The 22672-nt window shown below is 71.5% G+C and carries 24 protein-coding genes; 9 read left to right on the top strand and 15 right to left on the bottom strand.

Translation table 11 applies throughout. The features are described 5' to 3' along the window. Positions 1-12: 12 nt before the first annotated feature. Positions 13-1290 (top strand): thymidine phosphorylase, encoded by a 1278-nt coding sequence (locus tag AQI94_RS09820; protein ID WP_031058984.1) that lies wholly within the window; start codon positions 13-15, stop codon positions 1288-1290. A gap of 95 nt (positions 1291-1385) precedes the next feature. Then, complete coding sequence (locus AQI94_RS09815) at positions 1386-1970, top strand: Uma2 family endonuclease (protein ID WP_031058982.1); 585 nt, start codon at positions 1386-1388, stop codon at positions 1968-1970. Position 1971: 1 nt separating this feature from the next. Here the strand turns inward: AQI94_RS09815 and AQI94_RS09810 are convergent, their stop codons facing one another. Then, positions 1972-2895, bottom strand: coding sequence for an AEC family transporter (locus tag AQI94_RS09810; protein ID WP_031058979.1), 924 nt, complete (start codon positions 2893-2895; stop codon positions 1972-1974). Between the two features lie 133 nt (positions 2896-3028). Here AQI94_RS09810 and AQI94_RS42650 point away from each other — a divergent pair, with 133 nt between their 5' ends. Then, complete coding sequence (locus AQI94_RS42650; protein WP_158806463.1) at positions 3029-3415, top strand: STAS domain-containing protein; 387 nt, start codon at positions 3029-3031, stop codon at positions 3413-3415. Here AQI94_RS42650 and AQI94_RS09800 read toward each other — a convergent pair. Then, the gene (locus tag AQI94_RS09800; RefSeq protein WP_031058976.1) at positions 3299-4315 is read right to left on the bottom strand and encodes a sigma-70 family RNA polymerase sigma factor; all 1017 of its coding nucleotides are present in this window, start codon (positions 4313-4315) and stop codon (positions 3299-3301) included. The two genes, AQI94_RS42650 and AQI94_RS09800, sit on opposite strands and share 117 nt — an antisense overlap. Before the next feature lie 735 nt (positions 4316-5050). Further along, positions 5051-6319, bottom strand: coding sequence for an MFS transporter (locus AQI94_RS09795; protein ID WP_031052390.1), 1269 nt, complete (start codon positions 6317-6319; stop codon positions 5051-5053). Between the two features lie 63 nt (positions 6320-6382). On the opposite strand from AQI94_RS09795, the gene AQI94_RS09790 reads away from it, so the two are divergent. Continuing rightward, positions 6383-7333, top strand: coding sequence for a LysR family transcriptional regulator (locus tag AQI94_RS09790; protein ID WP_031052388.1), 951 nt, complete (start codon positions 6383-6385; stop codon positions 7331-7333). Position 7334: 1 nt separating this feature from the next. Here the strand turns inward: AQI94_RS09790 and AQI94_RS09785 are convergent, their stop codons facing one another. Then, a complete protein-coding gene (locus AQI94_RS09785) occupies positions 7335-8090 on the bottom strand; it encodes a dienelactone hydrolase family protein (RefSeq protein WP_031052386.1) in 756 nt (251 codons plus the stop codon). Positions 8091-8203: 113 nt separating this feature from the next. Between AQI94_RS09785 and AQI94_RS09780 the strand changes: the two genes are divergently transcribed. Both AQI94_RS09780 and AQI94_RS09775 read left to right on the top strand, forming a co-directional pair. Next, positions 8204-9367, top strand: coding sequence for an adenosine deaminase (locus AQI94_RS09780; RefSeq protein WP_031052384.1), 1164 nt, complete (start codon positions 8204-8206; stop codon positions 9365-9367). Positions 9368-9504: 137 nt separating this feature from the next. Continuing rightward, the gene (locus tag AQI94_RS09775) at positions 9505-9861 is read left to right on the top strand and encodes a hypothetical protein (protein ID WP_062229686.1); all 357 of its coding nucleotides are present in this window, start codon (positions 9505-9507) and stop codon (positions 9859-9861) included. 81 nt (positions 9862-9942) lie between these two features. On the opposite strand, the gene AQI94_RS09770 is transcribed toward AQI94_RS09775, so the two are convergent. The 5 genes from AQI94_RS09770 to afsQ1 form a co-directional block, all read right to left on the bottom strand. Further along, complete coding sequence (locus AQI94_RS09770) at positions 9943-10143, bottom strand: PspC domain-containing protein (RefSeq protein ID WP_020118749.1); 201 nt, start codon at positions 10141-10143, stop codon at positions 9943-9945. 92 nt (positions 10144-10235) lie between these two features. Beyond that, positions 10236-10787: a VanZ family protein gene (locus tag AQI94_RS09765; protein ID WP_031051971.1), complete on the bottom strand. Its 552-nt coding sequence runs from the start codon at positions 10785-10787 to the stop codon at positions 10236-10238. A 93-nt stretch (positions 10788-10880) separates the two neighbouring features. Beyond that, positions 10881-11534, bottom strand: coding sequence for a hypothetical protein (locus AQI94_RS09760; RefSeq protein ID WP_051832546.1), 654 nt, complete (start codon positions 11532-11534; stop codon positions 10881-10883). Beyond that, positions 11534-13111, bottom strand: coding sequence for a sensor histidine kinase (locus AQI94_RS09755; RefSeq protein ID WP_031051976.1), 1578 nt, complete (start codon positions 13109-13111; stop codon positions 11534-11536). Before AQI94_RS09755 ends, AQI94_RS09760 begins: the two co-directional genes overlap by 1 nt. Next, entirely contained in the window at positions 13108-13785 is a 678-nt protein-coding gene (gene afsQ1, locus AQI94_RS09750) for a two-component system response regulator AfsQ1 (protein ID WP_185806505.1), read from the bottom strand. Before afsQ1 ends, AQI94_RS09755 begins: the two co-directional genes overlap by 4 nt. 229 nt (positions 13786-14014) lie before the next feature. On the opposite strand from afsQ1, the gene AQI94_RS09745 reads away from it, so the two are divergent. Beyond that, positions 14015-14752, top strand: a complete 738-nt coding sequence (locus tag AQI94_RS09745; RefSeq protein WP_031051979.1) for a SigE family RNA polymerase sigma factor — start codon at positions 14015-14017, stop codon at positions 14750-14752. Positions 14753-14901: 149 nt separating this feature from the next. Here AQI94_RS09745 and AQI94_RS09740 read toward each other — a convergent pair whose 3' ends face one another. Both AQI94_RS09740 and AQI94_RS09735 read right to left on the bottom strand, forming a co-directional pair. After that, positions 14902-15237, bottom strand: a complete 336-nt coding sequence (locus AQI94_RS09740; RefSeq protein ID WP_031051982.1) for a DUF6281 family protein — start codon at positions 15235-15237, stop codon at positions 14902-14904. A gap of 73 nt (positions 15238-15310) precedes the next feature. After that, positions 15311-16015, bottom strand: coding sequence for a uridine kinase family protein (locus AQI94_RS09735; protein ID WP_079062536.1), 705 nt, complete (start codon positions 16013-16015; stop codon positions 15311-15313). 60 nt (positions 16016-16075) lie between these two features. On the opposite strand from AQI94_RS09735, the gene AQI94_RS09730 reads away from it, so the two are divergent. Further along, on the top strand, positions 16076-16471 hold the full coding sequence (locus AQI94_RS09730; RefSeq protein ID WP_031051209.1) for a hypothetical protein: 396 nt from the start codon (positions 16076-16078) through the stop codon (positions 16469-16471). 85 nt (positions 16472-16556) lie between these two features. Here AQI94_RS09730 and AQI94_RS09725 read toward each other — a convergent pair whose 3' ends face one another. The 3 genes from AQI94_RS09725 to deoC are packed head-to-tail and all read right to left on the bottom strand — an operon-like array spanning position 16557 to position 19844. Further along, on the bottom strand, positions 16557-17444 hold the full coding sequence (locus AQI94_RS09725; RefSeq protein WP_031051211.1) for an aldehyde dehydrogenase family protein: 888 nt from the start codon (positions 17442-17444) through the stop codon (positions 16557-16559). Then, on the bottom strand, positions 17437-18879 hold the full coding sequence (locus AQI94_RS09720) for an aldehyde dehydrogenase family protein (protein WP_031051213.1): 1443 nt from the start codon (positions 18877-18879) through the stop codon (positions 17437-17439). Before AQI94_RS09720 ends, AQI94_RS09725 begins: the two co-directional genes overlap by 8 nt. Before the next feature lie 5 nt (positions 18880-18884). Continuing rightward, a complete protein-coding gene (gene deoC, locus AQI94_RS09715) occupies positions 18885-19844 on the bottom strand; it encodes a deoxyribose-phosphate aldolase (RefSeq protein ID WP_031051215.1) in 960 nt (319 codons plus the stop codon). A gap of 110 nt (positions 19845-19954) precedes the next feature. On the opposite strand from deoC, the gene AQI94_RS09710 reads away from it, so the two are divergent. Continuing rightward, entirely contained in the window at positions 19955-20626 is a 672-nt protein-coding gene (locus AQI94_RS09710) for a PH domain-containing protein (RefSeq protein ID WP_031051218.1), read from the top strand. A 190-nt stretch (positions 20627-20816) separates the two neighbouring features. Here the strand turns inward: AQI94_RS09710 and AQI94_RS09705 are convergent, their stop codons facing one another. Further along, positions 20817-22451, bottom strand: coding sequence for a phospho-sugar mutase (locus AQI94_RS09705; protein WP_031051219.1), 1635 nt, complete (start codon positions 22449-22451; stop codon positions 20817-20819). Between the last annotated feature and the right edge of the window lie 221 nt (positions 22452-22672).

The following is a 22672-nucleotide window of genomic DNA, read 5'->3' as shown; positions in this document are numbered from 1 at the left end:
CCCTGCATGGCCATGGACGCCATCTCCGTCATCCGCACCAAGCGGGACCGCGGTGAACTCAGCGACGAGCAGATCGACTGGGTCATCGACGCGTACACCCGCGGGGAGGTCGCCGACGAGCAGATGTCCGCGCTCGCGATGGCGATCCTGCTCAACGGCATGAACCGCGGCGAGATCGCCCGCTGGACGGCCGCGATGATCGCCTCCGGCGAGCGCATGGACTTCTCGTCCCTGTCCCGCCCGACGGCGGACAAGCACTCCACGGGCGGCGTCGGCGACAAGATCACGCTCCCGCTGGCGCCCCTGGTGGCGGCGTGCGGGGCGGCCGTGCCCCAGCTCTCGGGCCGCGGCCTCGGCCACACCGGCGGCACGCTCGACAAGCTGGAGTCGATCCCCGGCTGGCGCGCGCTGCTCTCCAACGAGGAGATGCTGCACGTCCTCGACACCACCGGCGCGGTGATCTGCGCGGCGGGCGACGGCCTGGCCCCGGCGGACAAGAAGCTGTACGCCCTCCGTGACGTCACCGGCACCGTCGAGGCGATCCCGCTGATCGCGTCCTCGATCATGTCGAAGAAGATCGCGGAGGGCACGGGGTCGCTGGTCCTGGACGTCAAGGTCGGCACCGGCGCCTTCATGAAGACCATCGAGGACGCGCGGGAGCTGGCGTCCACGATGGTGGGCCTCGGCACGGACCACGGCGTGAAGACGGTGGCGCTCCTGACCGACATGTCGACCCCGCTGGGCCTCACGGCCGGCAACGCCCTCGAAGTCCGCGAGTCGGTGGAGGTCCTGGCGGGCGGCGGTCCGTCGGACGTGGTGGAACTGACCATCGCGTTGGCCCGCGAGATGCTGGACGCGGCGGGCGTGAAGGACGCCGACCCGGCGAAGGCGCTGGCCGACGGCTCGGCGATGGACGTGTGGCGCCGGATGATCGCGGCGCAGGGCGGTGACCCGGACGCGGAGCTGCCGGTGGCCCGCGAGCAGCACGTCATCAAGGCGGGCGCCTCGGGCGTGCTGACCCGCCTCGACGCCTACGGCATCGGCGTCGCCGCCTGGCGCCTCGGCGCGGGCCGTGCCCGCAAGGAGGACCCGGTGCAGGCGGGCGCGGGCGTGGAACTCCACGCCAAGCCGGGCGACACGGTGACGGAGGGCCAGCCGTTGCTGACCCTGCACACGGACACCCCGGAACGCTTCGAGTATGCGTTGCAGTCGATCGAGGGGTCCTACGACATCGGGGCGGCGGGTACGGCGTTCACGGCGTCGCCTGTCGTGCTGGAACGTATCGCCTGACCTGCATTTTCCTCATTCGGGTGAACGGGATCGGTGGACCGCCGCCGGTCCCGTTCGGCATGCTGGGATCGGTGACGCAACCGAAGGAGACCGCCATGAGCGCACTCACCGTGGGTCACGATCCCGAGCAGAGCTGGGACGACCTCGTCCGGTTCTGGGAGGAGATGGACTGGCCCGAGGGCAGCAAGGTGGAGATCATCGAGGGGATCATCACCGTGTCACCTGCTCCCGCGCCTCGTCACAACGTGATCGCGGCCCGTATCCAGCGTCGCCTGTACTCCGTGATTCCTGAGGACTGGGAGATCTTCCAGACCCAGGCCATCGCCGTCCCGTCGCGTCTGGGCATGTTCATCCCGGACATCCTGGTCGCCCCGGTCCACGAGTGCACCGAAGCGGACTCCTATCTGCCGGGTGCCGTCGCCGAACTCGTCGTGGAGGTCACGTCCAGGAAGAACGCCAGGCACGACCGCGTGAGCAAACCAGCCGCCTACGCCTCCGCGGGTATCCCCCTCTACCTCCTGGTCGACCGCTGGGCCCCCGAAGGCCCCACCGCGACCCTCTACGGAGAGCCTCAGGGGGACGTCTACCGCCCGCTGGCCGTGGCGAAGTTCGGTGAGCTGCTCACCATCCCGGCGCCGTTCGACCTCGTCATCGACACCAGCGAGTTCCCCGAGACGTGAGTCAACCGAGCAGCGCCGCCACAACCACCAGCACCGGCACCGACAACACCGTCGACACCAGGATCGAGTCGCGGGCCAGGCGTTCGCCCACGCCGTAGGTCGAGGCGTAGGTGTAGAGGTTCTGCGCGGCCGGCAGTGCCGAGGTCACCACCACGTCGAGGAGTTGGGCTCCGTGGAGGCCGAAGACCCCGGCGGCGAGCGCCCAGGCCGCTGCCGGCTGACCCACCGACTTCAGCGCGACCGAGAGCAGGACGAGCTGCCGGTCCGGCCCCCGGCCGGGCATCGTGCTGCCGCACAGGGAGATGCCGAAGGCGAGCAGGACCGCGGGGACCGACATGCCGCCGATGAGGGTCAGAGGGTCCATGACGGGGGCCGGGACCTTCAGACCAGCCGCCGAGACCGCCACCCCGGCCAGCGAGCCGACCGCGATCGGGTTGCGCAGCGGGGTGAGCAGCCGTAGCCACAGCGGCCTCTTCCCACCTGAGCCCGACGCCAGGTCCAGCACGGTCAGCGCGACCGGGGTCACCCCGACCAGCTGGAACAGCAGCACCGGTGCCACGAGCGAGGCATCGCCCAGGACGTACACCGCGATCGGGATGCCGAGGTTGCCGGAGTTGACGTAGGACGAGCACAGCGCGCCGATCGTCGTACGGCCCAGGCCCCAGCCCCGGACGACACCCACCGCCACGAAGACGCCCGCCGCCGCGGTGGTGCTGAGCGCGGTCACCAGGAGGCGGCTGGAGAAGATCACCGAGAGGTCGGCCCGGGCCAGCGTGGTGAACAGCAGGGCGGGGGAGGCGACATGGAAGGCGAGCTTGGTCAGGACCTCCCGGCCCTGGTCACCGAGGTAGCCGCGCAGACCGATGAGATAGCCGACCGCGATGACCACAGCGATCACCGCGAAACCGGTCAGCACTCCCTGCACGGAGGCTCCTCAAGGGTGAGGAGGGCGTGGCGTATCCAGGGAGGTGCTGATGGGTGGCGCATACAGGTAACCCTCGGGGGCAGGGGGCACCCAGGTCAACGTGATCCTTCCCGCGCGGTGGAGGCGGCGGCCGATGAATTACGCCCGCCCGCCAGGTCTACCGATCGTGGACGCCATGACACCCGCTGTACTCGTGTTGGCCGGCCCCGTCACCCGGGACGAGGTGAGGGGGCTGGGCGACGAGGTCCGGGCGCTGTTGCGGACGACCCGGGCCGGCGTCGTGGTGTGCGACGTCGCCGGGCTCGGACCGCCGGGCCTGGGCACCGTCGACCTGCTCGCCCGGCTCCAGCTCGCGGCCCGGCGCGCCGGGGGCCGGATCAGGCTGCGCCACCCCGATCCCGCGCTACCTGCCCTCCTTGACCTCGTCGGCCTCCCCTTCGAGGTGGAGGGGCAGGTCGAACAGGGGGAACCAGCGCTGGGTGTCGAGGAAGAAGTGGAACCCGGTGAGCCGGCCGTCTGAGATCTCCAGCACCTGGACCGCCCAGGGGCTGTAGCCGCCCTTCTCCGGGTCCGGCTTGTACTGGGCGAACCCCGGCAGGCCGTTGACCTGCACCGGCAGCAGACGGGAGCCCTCGCAGGCCGAGCCCAGGGTCGTCATGAAGCCCGTGATGTCGTCGTGGCCCGTCAGCCACAGGTCGAACGGCGGCATCGTCATGATGGCGTCCTCGTGGAGGAGGGCCGTCAGCGCCGTCATGTCATACCCCTCGAACGCCTTCACATAGCGCTCCAGGAGCTTCTGCTGCTCCTCGTCCAGCGGGTCGGACACGGCCGCGTCGGCGCCGTGCTCCTCCCGCTCGGCGAGGGTGGCACGGGCGCGCTGGAGGGCGCTGTTGACCGAGGCGACGGAGGTGTCGAGCAGTTCGGCGACCTCGCTCGCCTTCCAGGCCAGCACCTCGCGCAGGATCAGCACCGCGCGCTGCTTGGGCGGCAGTTGCTGGAGGGCGGCCATGAAGGCGAGCCGTACGGTCTCCTTGGCGACCGCCGCGTCCGCCGGGTCCTCGACGGTCGGCAGGATGCGGTTGTCCGGCATCGGTTCCAGCCAGGTGTGGTCGGGGCGGGGGGAGAGGGCGGCCTGGGCGAGGGGCGTCGACTCGGTGAGGTCCATGGGGCGGGCGCGCTTGTTGCCTGCCGTCAGCATGTCCAGGCAGACGTTTGTCGCGATGCGGTAGAGCCAGGAGCGGAGGCTGGAGCGGCCCTCGAACTTGTCGTAGCTCCGCCAGGCCCGCACCATCGTGTCCTGCACGGCGTCCTCGGCCTCGAAGGAGGAGCCGAGCATGCGGTAGCAGTACCCCGTCAGCTCGGTGCGGTGCTTCTCGAGCCTGATGTCGAGGTCTGTCGTCGTCGCCGTAGTGTCCGTCATCGTCCACCCACCCCTGTGGCCGTGCTGCGTCGCGCCTTTGCGCCCAGTACTCGGAAACTACCGCAGGGGTCTGACAATGGCGTGCCGAGTGGGTGAACGTGCAGGTCAGAGGGTTTTCGCCCCCGCCGCCCCTTCCCGTCCCGTCCCCAGGGGCCGCTGCCCCCTCGCCCCCGCTCCCAGGGGCTCCGCCCCCGGACCCCCGCTCCTCAAACGCCGGAGGGGCTTAAAGGGGGCAGCCGCCCCCGCCGGCACCGCTGGGGCTGGAAGGGACAGCCATCCGGCTGGATCCGGGGGCGCGGACTGGGGCAGCTGTCACGTTGGCTCTGGAGGGGCGGAAGGGGCAGTCGTCCCGTGGGGACCGGAGGGGCGGAACGGGAAAGCCGCCCCGCCGGTTCCGGGGGGGGCGAAAGGGAGCGCCGCCCGCCCGTACTGCCGAGCGCTGACGGGAAGAGTCGCCCCGCCGGCATCGCCGTGCCCTGAAGCGGACAGTCGCCCCGCCGGCACTCCCGAGGGCTGAAAGGGACAGTCGCCCCGCCGGCACTCCCGAGGGCTGAAAGGGACAGCCGCCCCGCCGGCACTCCCGAGGGCTGAAAGGGACAGTCGCCCCGCCGGCACTCCCGAGGGCTCAAACGGACAGTCGCCCCGCCGGTACAGGCCTGGCCCTCGCCCCGCCAAGGCGCAAAGTCGATCCCCCCGGTCGACCGACCTCGACCGGGGGGAAAGGGGGCGTGCGGCTCAGGCCGTGGCGAGCCGCTGCTGGGCCCGGGCCGCACGTGTTCCGAGGACGGTGATCGACACCACGCCGAGCACCGCCAGCAGTCCGACCCCGACCGTGCCGGTCCAGCCGCCCGCGTGGAAGGCGAGCGCGCCGACCGTGCTGCCCGCGCTGGAGCCGATGTAGTAGGCGGACTGGTAGAGGGCCGAGGCCTGGGCGCGGCCGTGGGTGGCCGTCTTGCCGACCGCCGAGGACGCCACCGCGTGGCCCGCGAAGAAGCCGCCGGTGATCAGGACCAGGCCGAGGAGGACCAGGGGGAGCGAGCTCGCGAGGGACAGGAGCAGACCTGCCGCCGTCGTACCGCCGGCCGCGTACAGCGCGCCCCGGCGGCCCAGGCGGCCCACCAGTCGGCCCGCCGTCGACGCGGACACCGTGCCCACCAGGTAGACCAGGAAGATCGAGCCGACGATGCCCTGGGGGAGCGAGAAGGGCGCCTCGGTCAGCCGGTACCCGATCACCGTGTACACGCCGCCGAAGACGGTCATGAACAGCGCGCCGATGGCGTACAGGCGGCGCAGGAGGGGGTCGGCGAGGTGCTCGCGGACCGTGCCCAGCAGGACCCCCGGCTTCAGGGAACCCGGCTTGAAGTGCCGCGGCGCCGGCAGCAGCAGGCGGAACGCCACCGCGCAGGCCACCGCGAGCGCGCCGATGACCCCGACGGCCACCCGCCAGCCCCACTCCTGCGCGACCCAGCCGGTGATGACCCGGCCGCTCATCCCGCCCACGCTGTTGCCCGCGACGAACAGGCCGATCGCCGTGACCAGTGCCTTCGGGCGGACCTCCTCGGCGAGATACGCCGTGGCGGAGGCGGGCAGCCCGGCCAGCGCCGCACCCTGCACCGCCCGCAGGGCGACCAGCGCGGGCAGGGAGGGAGCGAAGGGGACGAGGATCCCGACGGTCACCGCGACCGCCAGTGAGGCCGTCATGACCGTACGGCGTCCGAAGCGCTCGGAGAAGGCGCTCATCGGGAGGACGAACAGCGCCAGACCGCCGGTCGCCGCCGCCACCGTCCAGCTCGCCTCGCTCGCCGCGACCCCGAACTCGCCGGAGATCAGCGGGAGAAGGGCCTGCGTGGAGTACAGCAGCGCGAAGGTCGCGACGCCGGCGAGGAAGAGGGCGAAGCTCATCCGTCGGTAGCCGGGGCCGCCCGGGGTCAGACGGGTGTCGACGGCAGCGGAGGCGGGGAATGCGGCGTCCACGCGGGTGGACGCCTCGGTACTGGCAGGCATGCCTCGAAGTTACGTACGGCTCCGCTCATCCGTCCAATGCATGGATTCGCCATAATCATTCCCATGGAGCATCAGCAGAGGTCACAGCCGCGCCTGTCACCGTCCAGTGACACAGAAGACATGGTGATGTTGCTGGCCCCGCGGCTCGCCTACTTCGCCGGCGTGGCCCGCACCGAGCACGTCACCCGCGCCGCCCAGGAGATGGACGTACCCCAGTCGACGCTCTCCCGGGCCATGGTCCGCCTCGAACAGGACCTCGGCGTCGACCTGTTCGCCCGTATCGGCCGCACGGTCTCCCTCACCCCCGCCGGCCGCACCTTCCTCGGCTCCGTGGAACGCGCCCTGGGCGAGATCCGGCGGGCCGCCGACGAGGTCCGCGCCGACGCCGACCCGGCCACCGGCAAGGTCGCGTTCGGCTTTCTGCACACCATGGGTTCGGAGACGGTCCCCGGCCTCATCCGGGCCTTCCGCGCCGACCATCCCCGCGTCCGCTTCAGCCTGGTCCAGAACTACGGCGAGGCGATGATCGAACGCCTGCGGGCGGGCGAGCTGGACCTGTGCCTGACCTCCCCGGTCCCGGACGCCCCCGACCTCGTCGCCCGGCGCCTCGACGAGCAGAAGCTGCGGCTCGTGGTCCCCGCCGACCACCCCCTCGCGGCCCGCAGGCGGGTCCGCCTCGCCGAGGCCGCCGAGGAGTCCTTCGTCACCCTGGAGCCCGGCTACGGCCTGCGCCGCATCACCGACGACCTGTGCCAGGAAGCCGGCTTCAAGCCGAGGATCGCCTTCGAGGGTGAGGAGGCGGAGACGCTGCGGGGGCTGGTGGCGGCGGGCCTGGGCGTCGCCCTCCTGCCGCCCCCGGCCTTCCCCCGCCCGGGAGTCGTGGAACTGACGGTCACGGCCCCCCGGGCGGCCCGCGAGATCGGCGTCGCCTGGCTCGACGGCCACCCGGACACGCCGCCGGTGGCCGCCTTCAAGAAGTTCCTGCTGTCGAGACGGGGGAACCTGCTGCCGTGACCTACCGCCGCCGCCCGAACCCCGAGGCGAGCGGCATCCGCAGTCCCAGCGGCGGAGGCGCGGCCAGCGCGTCCTGGACCGGCCGGGACAGCACCCGCCCGAACAGCGCCCCCATCACGAAGTCCTCGGTCAGGGCCTGGACTTCGGCCCGGTACTGGTGCAGCCCGTGCCCGTCGGAGTGCACCTCGAACCGGCACACCTCCCGGTTCGCCTTCTTCGCCCGGGACGCGAGCCGGAACGACAACTCGGGGTCGACCTCCTGGTCGTTGGTCCCGTGCACGATCAGCACCCGCCGTCCCACGAGCTGCCTGACCGGTTCGGAGGCGGCCGCCATGTCCTGCTCCGGCAGCCAAGGAGCGATCGCGACCACGGAGTTGACGGCCTCGTGCCCGCCCGCCCGCAGCGCGGCCCGTGCGCCCATGTCGACGCCGACCAGGGACACGGGGACGTCGCCGTAGCGCCGTACGACCTCGTCGGCCGCCCAGGTGGCGTCGTGCGCGAGATGTGCCTCGCTGCCGTTCCAGCCGCGATAGCGGTAGTGCACGAGGTGGGCCGCGAGCCCGTCGGCGTGCCCCGCACGGGCGAGTCGTCGTCCCAACGCCCTGACGGCGGAGGGGAGTCGCATCGAGGCGGGTCTGCGCAGGGAGGTCTCGTCGCCGCCCGGGAGGAGCAGCACCACCCCGCTCACCGCCGACGGCTCCGGGCCGAGTGTCCTGCCCAGTCGGGCGCTGCGCACCGGCGTCGCTTGCTGTGCCATGGCAGAACAGTGTCAGAAGCCCGGGTGTACGACACGGGGCGGGGCGGTCACCGTTACGTATCGGCGGATTCGTACAGGGAGCGCTCTACGCGCGTAGGAGTTAGAGTGCCCAGATGACGAGCCAGACTGACCGGATGGGGAACTCCCCGAGCTCGGACCAGATCCGCCGAGCACCCAAGGTTCTGCTGCACGATCACCTCGACGGCGGGCTGCGCCCCGGCACGGTCGTCGATCTCGCCCGGGAGGGCGGGTACGCCGGACTCCCCGAGGACGACGCGGACCGGCTGGGCGTCTGGTTCCGGGAAGCCGCCGACTCCGGTTCGCTGGAACGGTACTTGGAGACCTTCTCGCACACCGTCGGCGTCATGCAGACCCGTGAGGCACTGGTGCGGGTGGCCGCCGAGTGCGCCGAGGACCTCGCCGAGGACGGCGTCGTCTACGCCGAGGTGCGCTACGCCCCCGAGCAGCACCTGCAGCAGGGCCTGACCCTCGAAGAGGTCGTCGAGGCCGTCAACGAGGGCTTCCGCGAAGGCGAGCGCCGGGCCAGGGCGAACGGCCACCGCATCCGCGTCGGCGCCCTGCTCACCGCCATGCGGCACGCGGCCCGGGCCCTGGAGATCGCCGAGCTCGCCAACCGCTACCGCGACCTGGGCGTCGTCGGGTTCGACATCGCGGGCGCGGAGGCCGGGTACCCGCCCACCCGGCACCTCGACGCCTTCGAGTACCTGAAGCGCGAGAACAACCACTTCACCATCCACGCCGGCGAGGCCTTCGGGCTGCCGTCCATCTGGCAGGCCCTGCAGTGGTGCGGCGCCGACCGGCTCGGCCACGGCGTGCGCATCATCGACGACATCCAGGTCCACGAGGACGGCACGGTCAAGCTCGGACGGCTCGCCTCCTACGTGCGCGACAAGCGGATCCCGCTGGAGCTGTGCCCCAGCTCCAATCTGCAGACCGGGGCCGCCTCGTCGTACGCCGAGCACCCGATCGGGCTCCTGCGGCGCCTGCACTTCCGGGCCACCGTGAACACCGACAACCGGCTGATGTCCGGCACCAGCATGAGCCGGGAATTCGAGCACCTTGTCGAGGCGTTCGGTTATTCACTCGACGACATGCAGTGGTTCTCCGTCAATGCGATGAAATCAGCGTTCATTCCTTTCGATGAACGACTAGCGATGATCAATGACGTCATCAAGCCCGGATATGCCGAGCTGAAGTCCGAATGGCTGTTCCAGCAGACCGCCTCCACCAGCGGTTCTGTGGACGACAGGGGCTGATCGGGGAAAACCTCGGGTGCGGAATGCGGGCGGGTGTTCACAATCCGTCCGCATTTCGATGTTTGCAGCGGACGGGTTCCCGTGTTTACGGTCATGGACCGCTGACATCCCGTAAACCCATTTCGAGGACGCATTTCATGAAGCAGTCTGCTGCCAAGACCCTCGGTGTCGCCGCCCTCGGTGCCGCCTTCGCCGCCGCCGGCGCGGGTGCCGCGAACGCCGCTCCGGCGGTCCCGGACGCCACCCAGGCGCTCGGCTCCGTCTCCCAGGGGCTCCCCACCGAGAACGTCACCAAGACGCTGCCGGGCGCCGGTGAGGCGCTGGCGCAGGCCCAGCCGGCGGTGGGCACGGGCCTGTCGGCCGCGCAGCCCGCGCTCGAGAAGGTCCTCGCCGACGGCCCGACCGGGCCCGTCGCCGGCCTCCTGGGCGGCCTGCCGGTCGGCCAGGTGCTGCCCGGCAGCGGCACCGGCCTCAACGGACTGCCGCTCGGCTGAGCCCCCGCTCCTCGCACGCGCCGGTGGGGCGCACCCCCGAGATCTCGGGGGTGCGCCCCACCGGCGTCTTCGTACCGGGCGTCACCAGGCGGTCCGGGCCTTCTCCTCCGAGGGGAACAGGATCCACAGGGCGATGTAGAGCAGGAACTGCGGGCCCGGCAGCAGACAGGACACCAGGAAGATCACGCGCATCGTGGTCGCGGAGGTGCCGAAGCGCCGTGCCAGCGCGGCACACACTCCGCCGATCATGCGGCCGTCGGTGGGGCGGGCGAGGCGGGACATTGCGGCTCCTTCGTGAGCGTCGGTGGTCGGGTCCGGGTGACCCTCTCCAGCTGTCTTCAACGCTACGGAGACGAACGCCACACAGCGTCGCTCTACGGTGCGATCCCGACCCTGGGAATCGTCGGGGTCCTACCCTGAGCCGGCTCCTCCTGGCGGACGGTGGCGCGCCGCCGGTGCTCGCTCCTGCGGCGGAGCGACTGGCGCACCGCCGGCACGAACGCGAGGTGCGCGAGGGCCACGCCCGCGGTGTTCAGGAACAGGGAGTCGATGTCGACGACCTGGCCGGGGACGCCGGTCTGGAGCAGCTCTATGCCCAGGGAGATCAGCGCGCCCGCGGCACAGGTGCGGATCAGGGAACCGACCGTGGACGCCCACAGGCGGCCGTGCACCATCGGGAGCAGGAAGCCGAGCGGGGCCAGGAGCGCGAGCCCCTCGCCGATCCGGCGGGCCGCCTCCTGCCCGCCGAGGGCGAGGTCGGCGCGGATGCCGGCGAAGGGGTGCAGGTTGGCCGGGACGACCCAGGGCACGTCCAGCGGCCGCAGCGTGAACCAGGCGACGAACGCGAGGTGTGCGACCAGGAGGGCACCTCCTGCCACACGGACGCGAAGGACGGTATCGCCGCCGACGAAGCCTTGACGCTGCACGATCCCCAAGACGCCCCGCTCGGCACGATCGGTTCCGGAACACCCCGAGGTACCTGGGTGAGGCCTGCGCCACACGTGGTGGCCGGCCCCGCGTCAGCCGCCCGTCACCTCGGTCGACGGCGGCTGGTGGCTGCCCGGCTGGGAACGGACCTCGTCCGTGCAGTCGTAGCGGCGCGGTGGCGTGGCCGAGGGGCCGCCGAGGATGACGGAGCCGTCGCCCTCGGCCGCGGCCGAGTCGGAGAAGGTGCACACGACCTGGGCCAGGGCGTAGGCGGAGAGCTCGGCGGGCGGGGTGCTCAGCCGGAGCGTGTCCTCGGGGTCCTTGGGGCGCGGCCCGCCGACGGTCATGCCGCCGCGCACATACGTCTGGTACCCGGCGTCCCGCTCCGCCGCCGACGGCGTCTCGGCGAGCTGGTCGAGGAGCCCCTGGGCGACCAGCACCCGGCGCTCGGAGTCGGCGGTGCCGTCCGGGACCCGCAGGCTCCGGTCCACGGCCACCAGTGACGCCCCGCACAGCAGGAACACCTGCACGGCCAGCCCGTGCGTGGCCGGCTCCGAGGCGTCCGGCTCGGCCAGCGAACACCGCACCCGTGAGGGCGCCGGCCCGAAGTCGGTGGGCACCTCGGTGGGCCGGATCCCGCACCCGGCGACCAGCAGACCGAGCAGCGGGAGCGTCAGCAGCCGCAGCACCCTCCGCCCGGCACGCGGCGTGCCCGCCCTCTCCTCGCGTCGTCCCAGCGGGCGCATCACGCGTCCCCCTTCTTCGCCCCGGCGTCGTCCTTCTTGGCCTCCATGAGCTGTTCCGCCAGCGCCGAGGCGTCCCGGGGAAGCCGCAGCGTGAAGACGGCACCTCCGTCGGGGGAGTTCTCCGCGGTGATCTCACCGCCGTGGATGTGGGCGTTCTCCAGGGCGATCGAGAGGCCGAGGCCGCTGCCCTCGGAGCGGGGGCGGGAGGCGCTGGCCTTGTAGAAGCGGTCGAAGACATGCGGGAGGACGTCCTCGGGGATGCCGGGACCGTGGTCGCGCACCCCGATGACGACCTCGTCGGCCGCGGCACGCACCGAGACCCGCACCGGGGAGCCGCCGTGCTTGAGGGCGTTGCCGATCAGGTTGGCCAGGATCACGTCGAGGCGCCGCGGGTCGAGACGGGCGTGGATGCCGCGCTCGGCGTCCAGGTCCACCGCGTCCAGCCACGCCCGCGCGTCGATGCAGGCGGTGATCTGGTCGGCCAGGTCCACGTCGTCCAGCACCAGCCGGGCCGTGCCCGCGTCGAAGCGGGTGACCTCCATGAGGTTCTCGACGAGGTCGTTCAGCCTGCGGGTCTCGCTGACCACCAGCCGCACGGCCGGCTCGATCATCGGGTCCATCGAGCCGGACTCGGCCTCCAGCTCCTCCTCCAGGATCTCCGTGACGGCGGTGATCGCGGTGAGCGGCGTGCGCAGCTCATGGCTCATGTCCGCCACGAACCGCCGGGAGGCGTCGTCGCGCGCCGACATGTCCTCGACCCGCTTCTCCAGCGCCTCGGCCGCGTAGTTGAACGTCCTCGACAGGTCCGCGAGTTCGTCGGTGCCCGAGACCCGGAGCCGGGTGTCCAGCCTGCCCTCGCCGAGCCGCCGGGCGGCGACTCCCAGCCGGTGCACCGGCTTCAGTACGGTCGTCGCGGCGGCCTGCGCGAGCAGCGCGGAGCCGATCAGGGCCAGCCCGGTGGCGATACCCAGCGACCAGGCCAGGGAGTTGAGGTCCTTGGCCTCCGGTTCGAGGGACTTGAGCATGTAGCCCGTCGGGCCGCCGCCGATCACCCGTGTCCCGGCGACCAGATACGGCGTGTCGTGGTCGACGGTCCGCTGCCAGTACAGGTGATAGGCGTACTTGTTGGCGGAGTCGACCTGCTGCTTCTCGTTCACCGCCTCGCGCAGTGACACCGGCACGTCCTGGAGCGTGAAGCCGTCCAGGGCGCCCGAATTGCCGTACACCGTCCGGCCCTTGGCGTCGGAGGCCACGAGCAGCACGCTGAAGCGCTGGCTGCTGCCCGCCATCTGCCCGGCCGCCTGCTGGAGTTCGTCCTGCGTGGGGTCCTCGGGCAGGGCGCCCGCGCGGTTCTGCATCTCCTGCTGGAAGTCCCGCAGGACCGCGTCCTGGGCGCGGGTGAGCACCGCCTCGCGGTTGAGCCAGTAGGCGATCCCGGACGCGGACACGGCGGCGGTCAGCGCCACCAGGCCGAACACGACGACAAGACGCAGCCGCAGACTGGTGAAACGCAGCCGTGACCACACACCCCTGCGCGCCGCGAACCAGTCGCGGAACCCCCCTTGCGCTTCGGTCACTGAGGCGAGTCCAGCCGGTAGCCCACGCCCCGCACGGTACGGATCAGCGTCGGGGACGACGGCACGTCCTCGACCTTGGCGCGCAGCCGCTGCACACAGGCGTCCACCAGGCGTGAGTCACCGAGGTAGTCGTGCTCCCACACCAGCCGCAGCAGCTGCTGGCGGGACAGCGCCTGGCCGGGCCGCCGGCTCAGCTCCAGCAGCAGCCTGAGCTCGGTCGGAGTGAGCTGGAGGTCCTCGCCGTTCTTCGTCACGGTCATGGCCGCGCGGTCGATGACGAGCGAGCCGAAGGACGCCGAGTCGTTCGACTCCCGCTCCCCGCGCCGCAGCACGGCCCGGATCCGGGCGTCCAGCACCCGGCCCTGCACCGGCTTGACGACATAGTCGTCGGCGCCGGACTCCAGGCCGACCACCACGTCGATGTCGTCGTTGCGCGCGGTCAGCAGGATGATCGGCAACTGGTCCGTGCGCCGGATGCGCCGGCACACCTCGAACCCGTCGATTCCGGGCAGCATCACATCCAGCACGATCAGGTCCGGCCGCTGCTCACGCAGCAGTTTGAGGCCGTCCTCACCGGTGGCAGCGGTGGCGACCCGGTGTCCCTGGCGCGTCAGAGACAGTTCCAGGGCCGTACGGATGGCGTCGTCGTCCTCGATCAGCAACAGGGAAGGCACGGGCTCATTCTGGCCCATGGAGGGGGTGCGGTTCGACCTGTGGGGACAGGCAGTCCTTACGGCACCCGTCAGTGGGTCCGCTGTGCAATTCCTGGGACGGGCCCCTGTGACAGGTCTGTGACAGTCGGCGGACACGGCCATGAAGGTGCGGCGGCAAGCTTTTCGGCACGGGCAAGGCAGCACCGCCCGAGCAGACCGAACACCGGAAGTCCACGACGGGGGGCGCGAGATGAACACGCTGCACAGCATCAGCACCAGCGCAGTGGTCACGCGACTGCACGACGTGACCCGGGGTTCCGAGAAGTCCGGTGCCGTGAGCGGGCGGGGGTGCGCTCGCGGCACCGGGCGTCAGCACACCGCGTACATGTCGGTGGTTGACACCAGCACGGGGGAATCGCACGGGGGATCGTCGTACAGGGAGGACACGGGGGAGCGTCGTTCGCTGTCGGAGGCGGAGTTCACCGCCTACGTCCAGGAGCGCCGCGCCTCCCTGTACGCAACCGCCTACCACCTGACCGGTGACCGCTTCGAGGCCGAGGACCTGCTGCAGAGCGCGCTGTTCTCGACGTACAAGGCGTGGGACCGGATCAGCGACAAGGCCGCGGTCGGGGGCTACCTCCGCCGCACCATGACGAACCTGCACATCAGCGCGTGGCGCCGCCGCAAGCTGAACGAATACCCGACCGAGGAACTGCCGGAGACGCCCGGCGACACGGACGCGATGCGCGGCACCGAGCTGCGCGCGGTCCTGTGGCAGGCGCTCGCCCGGCTCCCCGAACTCCAGCGCACGATGCTGGTCCTTCGTTACTACGAGGGCCGCACCGACCCGGAGATCGCGGAGATCCTCGACATCAGTGTCGGCACGGTGAAGTCCAGCATCTGGCGGTCCCTGCGCCGCCTGCGCGAGGACGAGGTCCTCAGCTTCGGCCGTGACGAGGAGAACGCCTTCGGGGAGCTCGTGGCCTGAGGGTTGGGGGGAGCGCAAGGAAAACGGGGGACCAGGGGTACCGGCTGGGGGGCCGGTACCCGTGGGGGGAACAACGGGGTCACGGGGGAAGCACCGAGAAGCGGGACTGGAAGGCCGGGGGGCCGTCCGGTCCCGCTTTCGGTGTGCGCTCAGCGCTGGACCTCCATGAGCCGCGCCTCGGCGGGCGTGTCACCGACGGCGACCGCCTCGGCGCGGTCCCGCCCCTCGACCGCGTAGGCGGCGGTGGTGTCCTCGGGGACCGCGACCTCGTCGTCGCCCGGTGTGTCGTCGCACGCGGCGACCGTGGCGGTGCCCAGCCTCTCGCCCGCCGTGAAGTCGGTTCTGCCGCTCGGCAGATAGCGCCGGCCCTCGAAGCTCACCACCCCCGCGCAGGAGGCCGCCGACCCGCCGTCCGCCGTGTCCGCTGTGCAGCCGGCGGCCGCCACCAGCACCGCCACCGTCATGACCAGCCGCGCACGTGTCATCGGCTTCCTTTCCGCGGGGATCCGTTTCCGGTCCTACGACGGAGAAGGCGCCGAAGTCGTTCGGCCGGGTCGCTCAGGCCGCCGGAGTCGCCGCCGGGCGGCGGCCCGCTGCCGCGGCGGCGAGCCGGCCGAGGGCCTCGTCCTTGTCGCAGCGGTGGGCGCCGAGCGCGGTCTGGCGGGCGATGATCGAGCGCTCCCGGCGCATCAGCCGCCAGCCGCGGCGCAGCAGGAACGGCACGGACTTGCGGCCCTCGCGCAGATCCCGCAGGAACCGGCGGCGGAAGGTGCGCACCGGGCCGCGGCTCAGGCACAGCGCGTCGGCCAGCACACCGAGCTCCCGGCAGCGGGTGACGATCTCGGCGGCGAAGATGCCCTCCGCGATGAACAGTGGGGTCCGGTCCATCTCGACCGACTCCTCGCCGGTGCGGGCGCTCAGCGAGATGTCGTAGACCGGGATCTTCGTACGGCCCGTGCGGCACAGGTCGACGATCGCCGCCACCGCGGTGTCCGCGTCCCACGACAGAGGGTGGTCCCAGTCGATGTCGGAGCTCCCCGCCACCAGCGGCAGCGTCGGGTCGTCGCCCTCCTTGTAGAAGTCGTCGAGCCTGAGGACCGGAAGACCGGAACGGGCCGAGAGAAGGGACTTGCCGGAGCCGGAGGGGCCGCAGAGCAGCACGACTCGCGTCGGTATGGGCGGTTGGGAACTCACGGGACACCAGTGTGAGGCATTCACCTGCCGTTCATCGACCCCGCGGGTTGGCTTTGAAGCGCGCGTCACACCTCAACTACCCTTCGTGTCGACACGCTTACCCAGTGCACGGAAAAGGTGGCAGAAACGATGGCCCGACACGCGAACCCGACCGCCCAGCGCACCCTCACCGCTCTCGCCGCCGCGGGTGTCGCTCTCGGCGCAGGCGCCGGGGCGGCCGCCGCGGACTCCGAGCCGCTCGTCGACGTGCTGCACACCCGGCCCACCTCGCTCGGCAACATCGACCCCCAGGCCGGACTCCGCTCCCTCACCGGCACGGTCGGCTACGTCACCGGCCCGGTCGCCGGCCTCAAGCCGAACCCGCTGGCGGGGACGGGAGTGGACCCGCTCGACAACGGGCTGGGGACCCAGCTGGCGGACTTCCAGCCGCTGACCTCGCAGGCGTTGACGGCCCCGGTCGCGCAGGCACAGTCGATCGGGAGCATGCCGGTGGTGGGCCCGGTCACGGGACTGCTGAGCAACTGAACCGGCACCGAGGCCGCTTCGGCGCACAGCCGCGCCTGCCCCTGGCGGAGGGGCAGGCGCGGCTGTGCCGTGTCGTGGTCCGGTGTCAGTACGCGGAGCCGGACGCGCCCAGCGACCCGGTCGGGTGCCACACCGTCTTCGTCTCCAGGAACGCCGTCAACCGGTCGATGCCCGGAGTCGCCGCCCAGTCGTCCACAGGCTGTGGACGCAGAACCCGCTTCAGGTTGTCCGCCGCCGCGATCTCCAGCTCCTTCGCGAGGACCTCGTCCGCGCCCGCCAGATCGATCGCGTTGACGTCCTGGTGGGAGGCGAGGGGAGTCGCGATCTCCGCCGTACGGCCGGACAGGACGTTGACCACGCCGCCGGGGACGTCGGAGGTGGCCAGGACCTCGCCCAGGGAGAGGGCGGGCAGGGGGGACCTCTCCGAAGCGATCACGACCGCCGTGTTGCCCGTGGCGATCACCGGGGCCAGCACCGAGACCAGGCCCAGGAACGACGACTCCTGCGGGGCCAGGACGGCCACCACGCCCGTCGGCTCGGGCGAGGACAGGTTGAAGTACGGTCCGGCCACCGGGTTGCCGCCGCCGACCACCTGGGCGATCTTGTCGGTCCAGCCCGCGTACCAGACCCAGCGGTCGATCGTCGCCGCGACCTGCTCGGCCGCCTTCGACTTCGACAGGCCCTCGGCGTCGGCCACCTCGTGGACGAACTGCGCCCTGCGGCCCTCCAGCATCTCCGCGACGCGGTACAGGACCTGGCCGCGGTTGTACGCCGTCGCGCCGGCCCAGCCGCCGAAGGCCTTGCGCGCGGCCACGACCGCGTCACGGGCGTCCTTGCGGCTGGACTGCGGGGCGTTCGCCAGCCACTTGCCCTTGGAGTCCGTCACCTCGTACACCCGGCCGCTCTCGGAACGCGGGAACTTCCCGCCGACGTACAGCTTGTAGGTCTTCAGCACGGAAAGTCGGTCAGACATCGAGGTACGCCTCCAGGCCGTGGCGGCCGCCCTCGCGGCCGAAGCCCGACTCCTTGTAGCCGCCGAACGGCGACGTCGGGTCGAACTTGTTGAACGTGTTGGACCAGACGACCCCGGCCCGGAGCTTGTTGGCCACGGCCAGGATCCGCGAGCCCTTCTCCGTCCAGATGCCCGCCGACAGGCCGTACTGCGTGTTGTTGGCCTTGGCGACGGCCTCGTCCGGGGTACGGAAGGTGAGGACCGACAGGACCGGGCCGAAGATCTCGTCACGGGCGATGGTGTGCGCCTGGGTGACGTTCGTGAAGAGCGTCGGGGCGAACCAGTAGCCGGAAGACGGCAGTTCGCACTCCGGGGACCAGGGCTCGGCGCCCTCGGCCGCGCCCTTCTCGACGAGCGAGGTGATCCGCGAGAGCTGTTCGGCGGAGTTGATCGCGCCGATGTCGGTGTTCTTGTCCAGCGGGTCGCCGAGGCGCAGGGTGGACAGGCGGCGCTTGAGGGAGTCCAGCAGCTCGTCCTGGATCGACTCCTGGACCAGCAGCCGGGAGCCCGCGCAGCAGACCTGGCCCTGGTTGAAGAAGATGCCGTTGACGATCCCCTCGACGGCCTGGTCGATCGGGGCGTCGTCGAAGACGATGTTGGCGCCCTTGCCGCCCAGTTCGAGGGTGATCTTCTTGCGGGTGCCGGCGACGGTCCGCGCGATCTCCTTGCCCACGGCGGTGGAGCCGGTGAAGGCCACCTTGTTGACGTCCGGGTGCGCGACGAGCGCGGCGCCCGTGTCGCCGTAGCCCGGAAGGATGTTGACGACACCCCTGGGCAGGCCCGCCTGGCGGCAGACGTCCGCGAAGAACAGGGCGGACAGCGGGGTGGTCTCGGCGGGCTTGAGGACGACGGTGTTGCCGGTCGCCAGCGCCGGGGCGATCTTCCAGGCCAGCATCAGGAGCGGGAAGTTCCACGGGATGACCTGGCCGGCCACGCCGAGGGGCTTCGGGCTCGCGCCGAACCCGGCGTGCTCCAGCTTGTCGGCCCAGCCCGCGTAGTAGAAGAAGTGCGCGGCGACCAGCGGGAGGTCGGCGTCGCGGGTCTCCTTGATGGGCTTGCCGTTGTCCAGCGTCTCCAGGACGGCGAGCTCGCGGCTGCGCTCCTGGATGATCCGGGCGATGCGGAACAGGTACTTGGCGCGCTCGGAGCCGGGCAGCGCCGACCACTTCTCGAAGGCCCTGCGGGCGGCCTTCACCGCGCGGTCGACGTCCTCGGAACCGGCCTGGGCGATCTCGGAGAGGACTTCCTCGGTGGACGGCGAGACGGTCTTGAAGACCTTGCCGTCGGCGGCCTCCACGAACTCGCCGTCGATGAACAGCCCGTAGGAGGGGGCGATGTCGACGACCGAGCGGGACTCGGGTGCCGGGGCGTACTCGAATGCGGATGCAGGTGCCATGGTGATCAGTCCACCGTCACGTAGTCGGGGCCGGAGTAGCGGCCGGTGGCCAGCTTCTGACGCTGCATCAGCAGGTCGTTCAGGAGCGAGGAGGCGCCGAAGCGGAACCAGTGGTTGTCCAGCCAGTCCTCGCCGACGGTCTCGTTGACCAGGACGAGAAACTTGATCGCGTCCTTGGTGGTGCGGATACCGCCCGCCGGCTTCACGCCCACCTGCACGCCGGTCTGGGCGCGGTAGTCGCGCACCGCCTCCAGCATCAGCAGGGTGTTCGCGGGAGTGGCGTTGACCGCGACCTTGCCGGTGGACGTCTTGATGAAGTCCGCGCCCGCCAGCATGCCGAGCCAGCTCGCGCGGCGGATGTTGTCGTACGTCGACAGCTCGCCGGTCTCGAAGATGACCTTGAGCCGGGCGGCCGTACCGCAGGCCTCACGCACGGCGACGATCTCGTCGTACACCTTGAGGTACTTGCCCGCGAGGAACGCCCCGCGGTCGATGACCATGTCGACCTCGTCGGCACCGGCGGCCACGGCGTCGCGCACGTCGGCCAGCTTGACGTCGAGGGCGGCGCGGCCGGCCGGGAAGGCGGTGGCCACGGAGGCGACCTTGACGCCGGAACCGGCGACGGCCTCCTTGGCGACGGCCACCATGTCCGGATAGACGCAGACGGCCGCGGTCGCGGGGGCCGTCCGGTCGGTCGGATCGGGGCGGACCGCCTTGGCGCCGAGCGCCCGGACCTTGCCCGGGGTGTCCGCGCCTTCCAGCGTCGTCAGGTCGACCATCGAGATGGCGAGGTCGATGGCGAACGCCTTCGCGGTCGTCTTGATGGAACGCGTACCGAGCGAGGCGGCACGCGCCTCCAGGCCGACCGCGTCCACGCCGGGCAGCCCGTGAAGGAACCGGCGCAGACTGCTGTCGGACGCGGTCACGTCCGTGAGCGGGTGTGCGGCTGATGCAGTGGTGGGCATGGTCACCAGACGAGCATATCTACGCGCGTAGCGGCTGTACACCCCGAGGAGCGGGTTCTCAGGGCACCCGCACACGGGCACGCAGCCGGACGGCGCTTAGGATCGGCCTCATGACGACCGCACCCCCCGAGTCCAGGGACCACATCTACCGCTCACCCATGGCGCTGATCGGCGGTTTCCTTCTCCTCGTCATCATCGGCTGGCTCGGTGTCGACGCCGTCGTCTCCGGCACCGGCCGCACACCGTGGCTGGCGCTCGCCGCCATGATCCTCGTCGTGCCGCTGGTGGTCGCGTTCACCCTGCGCCCGGCCGTCTTCGCCAACGACGACCGGCTGCGCATCCGCAACCCCTTCCGCGTGATCGTGATCCCGTGGGGACAGGTCGAGATGTTCCGCTCCGGCTACTCCAACGAGGTGTTGGTCGAGTCCGGCACCAAGTACCAGCTGTGGGCGATCCCGGTCTCCCTGCGCGGCCGCAAGAAGGCGGCGCGGCAGGCGGCGAGGCAGGCGGCCCGGCCGTCCGACACCCGCCGTCCCGGCAGGGGCCTCGGCCTGCTCGGCGGCGGCATGCAGGCGGACGCCTTCGGCGGCCGTACGTCCGTCCCGGAGCGGCCCGTGCGGGCCGAGACCGACAGGATCATGGACGAACTGCGCGAGAGGCTGGAGGCCCGGGGGAAGGCGAAGGCCTCGCAGGGCGAGGTTTCCGTGCGGTGGGCGTACGAGATCGTGGGACCGGCGGTGGCGGGTGCGGTGCTCGTGACGATTCTGGCGGCTGTGGGGTAACGGCTTCCGGGATGCCGTGGGGTGAACAGATGTACCGGCACCTTGCGGTGGCCTTGCGGTGGCCTTGCGGGGGGTGGTCCGGGGTGTGGGGCGAGCAGAAGTGCCGGCACCGGCAGGGTTGCCGAAGGGGGAGGGGCGGCCCGGACGGGGGCCGCCCCTCGGCTCAGGTGTCGGGCCGCTGCCGGCCCCTTCAGATGCCCGCTGCCGCCGACAGGTCCCGCTTGATGGCGGTCAGGAGGTCCGTCGCCCTGGCGCGGGCCGCCGGGAGGTCGGCGTGGGCGGCGACCGGGACGACCACTTCCAGGTAGCACTTGAGCTTCGGCTCGGTGCCGCTCGGGCGGACGATGACCCGGGCGCCGGTGAGGGTGTAGCGCAGGCCGTCGGTGGGCGGGAGCCGGTCCGTGCCGCGGGTGAGGTCCTCCGCCTCGGTGACGGGCAGGCCGGCCAGCTCCGTCGGAGGGTGCTCGCGCAGTCGTTCCATCGCCGTCGCGATGATCGACAGGTCCTCCACGCGGACCGAGAGCTGGTCCGTGGCGTGCAGGCCGTGGGTCACGGCGAGGTCGTCGAGGAGGTCGGGGAGCGTGCGGTTCTCCTCCTTCAGCTCCGAGGCGAGCTCCGTGATGAGGAGGGCCGCGGTGATGCCGTCCTTGTCCCGTACGCCCTCGGGGTCCACGCAGTAGCCGAGGGCCTCCTCGTAGCCGTAGCGCAGGCCCTCCACGCGGGCGATCCACTTGAAGCCGGTGAGGGTCTCCTCGTGGGGCAGGCCCGCCTTCTCGGCGATCCGGCCGAGGAGGGAGGAGGAGACGATCGACTCGGCGAAGGTGCCCTGTGCTCCGCGGTTCACCAGGTGGGCGGCGAGGAGGGCGCCCACCTCGTCGCCGCGGAGCATGCGCCAGGTGTTGTCCTTTTCCTTGACGGCCACCGCGCAGCGGTCCGCGTCGGGGTCGTTCGCGATGATCAGGTCCGGGTCCGTCTCCCTCGCCTTCGCGAAGGCCAGGTCCATCGCGCCGGGCTCCTCCGGGTTGGGGAAGGCGACGGTCGGGAAGTCGGGGTCGGGGTCGGCCTGTTCCGCGACGAGGTCCGGGGTGGGGAAGCCGGCCCGTGCGAACGCGGCGAGGAGGGTGTCCTTGCCGACTCCGTGCATCGCCGTGTAGACCGTGCGGGCGGTGCGGGGGGAGTGCTCGGCGAGCACGGCGTCCGTGCGGGCGAGGTAGGCGTCCAGGACGCTGTCGTCGAGGGTCTCCCAGCCGGTGTCGGGGCGGGGGACGTCGTTCAGGGACGTGATCGCCTGGATCTCGGCCGCGATCTCCGCGTCCGCGGGCGGGACGATCTGGGAGCCGTCGCCGAGGTAGACCTTGTAGCCGTTGTCGCGGGGCGGGTTGTGGCTGGCGGTGACCTCCACGCCGGCGACCGCGCCGAGGTGCCTTATCGCGTACGCGAGGACGGGGGTGGGGAGGGGGCGGGGGAGGACGGCTGCCTTCAGGCCGGCGCCGGTCATCACGGCCGCGGTGTCCCTCGCGAAGTCCTCGGACTTGTGGCGGGCGTCGTAGCCGATGACGACGACGCCGTCGGGGCTGCCGTGCTTCTTGAGGTACGCGGCGAGGCCGGCGGCGGCTCGGATGACGACCGCGCGGTTCATGCGCATCGGACCCGCGCCGAGTTCGCCGCGGAGGCCGGCGGTGCCGAACTGGAGGGTGCCGCTGAAGCGGGCGGTCAGTTCGGTGACGTCTCCGGCGTCGAGGAGTCCCGCGAGCTCGTCGCGGGTGTCCGGGTCGGGGTCCTCGGCGAGCCAGGTCCTTGCCCGGGCGATGAGATCGTCGTGCACGGTTCGGTCAGCCTCTCGTAGTCGGTCGTCTGCGGGTCCGGTGGGGGCGGGCGTTTTGCGCAGTTCCCCGCGCCCCTGGGGGGGTGGGTTTGTGGTGGGGTCGGGGCCGGGGTGGGGGGTGTCCGTCCTCGGTCCGGCGGTTCTGCTGCTTTGGCTGTCCTCTGTAACGGACGCCGGCCGCTGCGGGCGGACACCCCCCACCCCGTCCCCTTGCCGCCGTA

Origin of the sequence: Streptomyces pseudovenezuelae (assembly GCF_001513955.1) — a bacterium.
GTDB classification, from domain to species: Bacteria; Actinomycetota; Actinomycetes; order Streptomycetales; family Streptomycetaceae; genus Streptomyces; species Streptomyces pseudovenezuelae.
Note: the sequence above shows the minus strand (reverse complement) of the source record. Positions and strands in the feature narration are given on the sequence as shown.

Coding starts and splice junctions, on each gene's coding strand:
- deoC (WP_031051215.1), bottom strand. CDS start 19,844: ATGCCCACCACTGCATCAGCCGCACACCCGCTCACGGACGTGACCGCG.
- AQI94_RS09775 (WP_062229686.1), top strand. CDS start 9,505: ATGAAGCAGTCTGCTGCCAAGACCCTCGGTGTCGCCGCCCTCGGTGCC.
- AQI94_RS09740 (WP_031051982.1), bottom strand. CDS start 15,237: ATGACACGTGCGCGGCTGGTCATGACGGTGGCGGTGCTGGTGGCGGCC.
- AQI94_RS09795 (WP_031052390.1), bottom strand. CDS start 6,319: ATGCCTGCCAGTACCGAGGCGTCCACCCGCGTGGACGCCGCATTCCCC.
- AQI94_RS42650 (WP_158806463.1), top strand. CDS start 3,029: ATGAATTACGCCCGCCCGCCAGGTCTACCGATCGTGGACGCCATGACA.
- AQI94_RS09785 (WP_031052386.1), bottom strand. CDS start 8,090: ATGGCACAGCAAGCGACGCCGGTGCGCAGCGCCCGACTGGGCAGGACA.
- AQI94_RS09720 (WP_031051213.1), bottom strand. CDS start 18,879: ATGGCACCTGCATCCGCATTCGAGTACGCCCCGGCACCCGAGTCCCGC.
- AQI94_RS09800 (WP_031058976.1), bottom strand. CDS start 4,315: ATGACGGACACTACGGCGACGACGACAGACCTCGACATCAGGCTCGAG.
- AQI94_RS09725 (WP_031051211.1), bottom strand. CDS start 17,444: ATGTCTGACCGACTTTCCGTGCTGAAGACCTACAAGCTGTACGTCGGC.
- AQI94_RS09730 (WP_031051209.1), top strand. CDS start 16,076: ATGGCCCGACACGCGAACCCGACCGCCCAGCGCACCCTCACCGCTCTC.
- AQI94_RS09710 (WP_031051218.1), top strand. CDS start 19,955: ATGACGACCGCACCCCCCGAGTCCAGGGACCACATCTACCGCTCACCC.
- AQI94_RS09745 (WP_031051979.1), top strand. CDS start 14,015: ATGAACACGCTGCACAGCATCAGCACCAGCGCAGTGGTCACGCGACTG.
- AQI94_RS09760 (WP_051832546.1), bottom strand. CDS start 11,534: ATGCGCCCGCTGGGACGACGCGAGGAGAGGGCGGGCACGCCGCGTGCC.
- AQI94_RS09820 (WP_031058984.1), top strand. CDS start 13: ATGGACGCCATCTCCGTCATCCGCACCAAGCGGGACCGCGGTGAACTC.
- AQI94_RS09790 (WP_031052388.1), top strand. CDS start 6,383: ATGGAGCATCAGCAGAGGTCACAGCCGCGCCTGTCACCGTCCAGTGAC.
- AQI94_RS09770 (WP_020118749.1), bottom strand. CDS start 10,143: ATGTCCCGCCTCGCCCGCCCCACCGACGGCCGCATGATCGGCGGAGTG.
- AQI94_RS09815 (WP_031058982.1), top strand. CDS start 1,386: ATGAGCGCACTCACCGTGGGTCACGATCCCGAGCAGAGCTGGGACGAC.
- AQI94_RS09780 (WP_031052384.1), top strand. CDS start 8,204: ATGACGAGCCAGACTGACCGGATGGGGAACTCCCCGAGCTCGGACCAG.